Origin of the sequence: Funiculus sociatus GB2-C1 (assembly GCF_039962115.1) — a bacterium.
In the GTDB taxonomy this organism is placed as follows: Bacteria; Cyanobacteriota; Cyanobacteriia; order Cyanobacteriales; family FACHB-T130; genus Funiculus; species Funiculus sociatus.
Genome location: NZ_JAMPKJ010000135.1, coordinates 1 through 3,451, shown reverse-complemented (window position 1 = coordinate 3,451; position 3,451 = coordinate 1). Strand labels below are relative to the sequence as shown.

The 3,451-nt window shown below is 42.4% G+C and carries 6 protein-coding genes; 1 reads left to right on the top strand and 5 read right to left on the bottom strand.

Going from position 1 to position 3,451, the window contains the following annotated elements:
- On the bottom strand, positions 1-100 hold a 100-nt coding region (locus NDI42_RS28755; protein ID WP_190450560.1), incomplete at its 3' end, for an IS1 family transposase.
- Positions 101-214: 114 nt separating this feature from the next.
- Complete coding sequence (locus NDI42_RS28750) at positions 215-1,183, bottom strand: quinone oxidoreductase family protein (protein ID WP_190450558.1); 969 nt, start codon at positions 1,181-1,183, stop codon at positions 215-217.
- Positions 1,184-1,247: 64 nt separating this feature from the next.
- On the opposite strand from NDI42_RS28750, the gene NDI42_RS28745 reads away from it, so the two are divergent.
- Positions 1,248-1,397: a hypothetical protein gene (locus NDI42_RS28745; protein ID WP_190450557.1), complete on the top strand. Its 150-nt coding sequence runs from the start codon at positions 1,248-1,250 to the stop codon at positions 1,395-1,397.
- A gap of 217 nt (positions 1,398-1,614) precedes the next feature.
- Here the strand turns inward: NDI42_RS28745 and NDI42_RS28740 are convergent, their stop codons facing one another.
- The 3 genes from NDI42_RS28740 to NDI42_RS28730 all read right to left on the bottom strand — a co-directional run bounded on the left by NDI42_RS28740 (position 1,615) and on the right by NDI42_RS28730 (position 3,191).
- Positions 1,615-1,971 (bottom strand): hypothetical protein, encoded by a 357-nt coding sequence (locus tag NDI42_RS28740; RefSeq protein ID WP_190424755.1) that lies wholly within the window; start codon positions 1,969-1,971, stop codon positions 1,615-1,617.
- A gap of 177 nt (positions 1,972-2,148) precedes the next feature.
- Positions 2,149-2,586: a DUF4079 domain-containing protein gene (locus NDI42_RS28735; protein ID WP_190444322.1), complete on the bottom strand. Its 438-nt coding sequence runs from the start codon at positions 2,584-2,586 to the stop codon at positions 2,149-2,151.
- A gap of 215 nt (positions 2,587-2,801) precedes the next feature.
- Positions 2,802-3,191: a DUF1830 domain-containing protein gene (locus NDI42_RS28730; protein WP_190450555.1), complete on the bottom strand. Its 390-nt coding sequence runs from the start codon at positions 3,189-3,191 to the stop codon at positions 2,802-2,804.
- Positions 3,192-3,451: the final 260 nt, after the last annotated feature.

The following is a 3,451-nucleotide window of genomic DNA, read 5'->3' as shown; positions in this document are numbered from 1 at the left end:
CAAATTGTCTGCCACAATCTCGACATTTAAAATTTTGTTTACCAGTGTGAGTATGACCATTTTTTACAACGTATTGAGAGTCGCACTTGGGGCATTGCATAAGCTAAAAATTACGGTAGGTTGAATAATTAAAATTATAGTTCATTAGCATTACTATGCAGGACTACCCCTAAATTTATTCAGGCTGGCTAGATATTAGCAACCTATCGATTCTCTAAGGTTGCAAGATTAATTTTCCTTGACTGCTGCGGCTTTCAATTAAATGATGCACTTTGCTGGCCTCTGCTAATGGAAACCTACCACTTATCTGTACATTCAGTTTTCCCTGTTTGATATATTCAAACAAGGTATTCAAAGATTCATTATATAAAGTATTTTCCAAAAAGCAGTACAAGCCAAATCCAATAACAGTTTTATTTTTAGTGAGTAAAATTGTTGGGTCGAAAACGCTACTACCACCGGAGGAACCGTATACAATCAACTTACCAAAGTTAGCCAGACATTCTAAACTTTTGAGAAATGTTTCGCCTCCCACTGCTTCAAGAATCACGTCAACGCCTTTGCCGTCAGTAGCACGCAATACCTGTTCATGCCAGTCTGGTTCCCGATAATTTACCAATGTATTAGCGCCTAAAGATTGGGCAAATTCCAGCTTTTCAGGTGAGCCTGCTGTTGCAACTATCTGACTAGCACCGAAGATTTTCGCTAGCTGCACGGCTACACTTCCTACACCCCCTGCCGCTGCATTAACCAGTACACTTTGTCCGGGCTTCAGCTGAGCTACTGTTTTCAGCATATGAAATGCTGTCAACCCATGTATTTGAATTGCGGCTCCCGAAACAAATTCGATTTCTTCTGGCAAAATTGCCGTTAAATTCTGTGGTGCAGTTGCATATTCAGCGTAGCCACCATTAGAGATAAAAGCTACCACTCGCTGCCCTATAGAGAAACCTGTAACTTCAGTTCCCAACTTCTCAATTGTGCCTGCTACTTCAAAACCAGGTATGAAAGGTAAGCTAGGAGTGAAAATGTATTGGTTCTTCCGCACTAAAGTATCAGCAAAGTTTACTCCGCAAGCGTGAATTTTAATTAAAATTTCCTCTGATTTCGGCTCTGGTAGAGAGATATCTTCTAGGCGCAAAACATCACTATTTCCATATTCAAAAAATTGAATTGCTTTCATTTGTAACTTTTTGTTTGTAGGTTTGCAGATCAGTTTAAATGAACAAGGAGATTTTTACTTGTTCATGACTTGTTCAGAAAACGGCACAATCTTCCCAACAGCAGGGCGACTTTCTCCTCGTTTCACCCGTTCCCCATTTGGCGATGTTCGGGTGCAGAAAAAGGATAAAAAGTATCAAAGGTACGATAGCACAAGGGCAATAATGCAGCCCTAGATGGAATACCCCCCAGCTCTACTGCGGAGTAAGAGCGCACATTGCTATTAGTTAAACTTAGTGGCTCTTGCTTTGAAGAGGGTGCAGTTGAGCGCGATCGCAAATTGTGTAAAGGTGCCTTTGTTAAAAATAGCGCCTAGAATCTTCAATATCAATTGCTTCAGCCGCGATTAATTGCGTCTGAAGCAACATACTCCTGAAGCTTTCCCAGAAAATATCACCACAACGCCCGCACTGGCTCCTCTTCATCATCATAATATGGGCCACCACCTGTGGTATTCCTCTGGGTGCCAGTGGGAGATGGGGTGGGAGATGGTGTTGCTGTGGGAGATGGTGTTGCTGTGGGAGATGGCGTTGCCGTAGGGCTTATTGTTGTTTGGGGAGTTGTTTGTTGTGGAATTTGGGCAGTTTCGTTGCTGGCTGGTGCAGGGGAAGCGGTGGAATTTGATGTTCCAGCCGTAGGAGGAATCACTTCGTTGCCATTGCTACCAAGGGGAGATCGTAAACCTACCGCGCTGCCTACCAAGGCGGCAATAAGCATTACTAGAATTACGGCGACGAACGGACTACTCATTAGAAGGGTGGGGTAAGCCTACATTTTCATGTTAACTAAAGATGGCGAGAGTGAAGATAGAAGAAGTGCGATCGCGTTCTTGTTGCGGATAGCGATTGGTTTTTAAGCAAATAGCTAGATTGTGAAACCTTTGCCTCTATCTATTTGTATAAATTTAAGTGTTACAAAAATGAGAATCTAAGGTAAATATTTTTGCACAACGCTCCAGCCTGTCAGCGTTACCCAGACGAATCCAACCAGCAGTACCAGATTAGTTGCGACATGAACCGAACGCGCCCAAGCTCGATTCGAGCTAATTAAAGTAGCACTCCCAGCTGAAAGTAACACCAGCGCCACCACCGCCCCTCCAGCGATTAAATGCGCCGAGTGACCCAAGCTGCCATAATGACCTAGCGTTCCTACAATCCCAATGGCTAGCAGCAGCAAGACCAAACCCACCATTATCGCGCCAGTGGTGTAGTGAAAAGGTCGCAACCATTGGGGACGGGAATGCTCTTGCTGACGCGCCCTAAACATCCAAATGCCAGTTACGCCCAGCAGTAGATAGGCGACGAGTGACAAACCCATCGACCAAGCAGCAATTTTCCAAAGCCAAATAAAGGAAGGTAGATTCACTCTTTAACTCATCCAGCGCCAAATATAGCAGTTTCCGCATACTATCTTAATATTTTAGCTGATTATTAGTTATTCGTTGGCGTTGGAACGTTGTTAGGTTGTTAGAACCTCATAAAATCTCAATTTGACACCCTTACAACTCCTAGCTGACTAATGACTAAAAAAAGGCTGCCGATACCGACAACCCTTTGCAACGCTCAAATTTTACAAGCTTATTAGCCGATATAAGTGGTTGTTAAAGATTCAGTGGTTTCCAGGGTTTTCTTCTTCTGAACTGCAACTTTTTGCTTGTTATCCTCTGTTTGTTCTTTGTCTTCAAAAATTTTATTATTAAAATCAGAATCCTTTTTTTCGTCGATACACAGCCGATCGCACGGTATGTTATCTGAGATAATGGCACTTGCCATCATTCCTGAATGAATTTCCAGAAGTGCTTCTGGCAGTGCTTCAAACACTAAGCGTTGTCCGGGAAACACAACACGCTCGAAGTACCAGTTCGGAATATTACTAATCCGAGCAATTTGAATGTGGCTTGTAGCATTGACGTAGCAGCAGAGAATGTAATTGGTGTTACCAAAAGGGACGGGATCAAGTATTTGAGCCATAACTGCCGAGGAGCTTTGCGCCACTAGAATTAAACTACATTAATTAAGTTAACACCGAGCGATCCCCGTTTGTTGTAAACTCGACTACCAACTGAGTATTCTTCTCATAATTATTCCTCAAGATATAAAGAAAACATTAAATTTTTAGGCTCTACCGAACATGGTATGTAAAAAAAACTGAAACTAGCTGGCGAAATGCCAAGTTAGAAAACTTCTTAATTTAAAATTGTTGAAGTTTCTAAATCCATAACCTCTTCGTT

Coding starts and splice junctions, on each gene's coding strand:
- NDI42_RS28750 (WP_190450558.1), bottom strand. CDS start 1,183: ATGAAAGCAATTCAATTTTTTGAATATGGAAATAGTGATGTTTTGCGC.
- NDI42_RS28745 (WP_190450557.1), top strand. CDS start 1,248: ATGACTTGTTCAGAAAACGGCACAATCTTCCCAACAGCAGGGCGACTT.
- NDI42_RS28740 (WP_190424755.1), bottom strand. CDS start 1,971: ATGAGTAGTCCGTTCGTCGCCGTAATTCTAGTAATGCTTATTGCCGCC.
- NDI42_RS28730 (WP_190450555.1), bottom strand. CDS start 3,191: ATGGCTCAAATACTTGATCCCGTCCCTTTTGGTAACACCAATTACATT.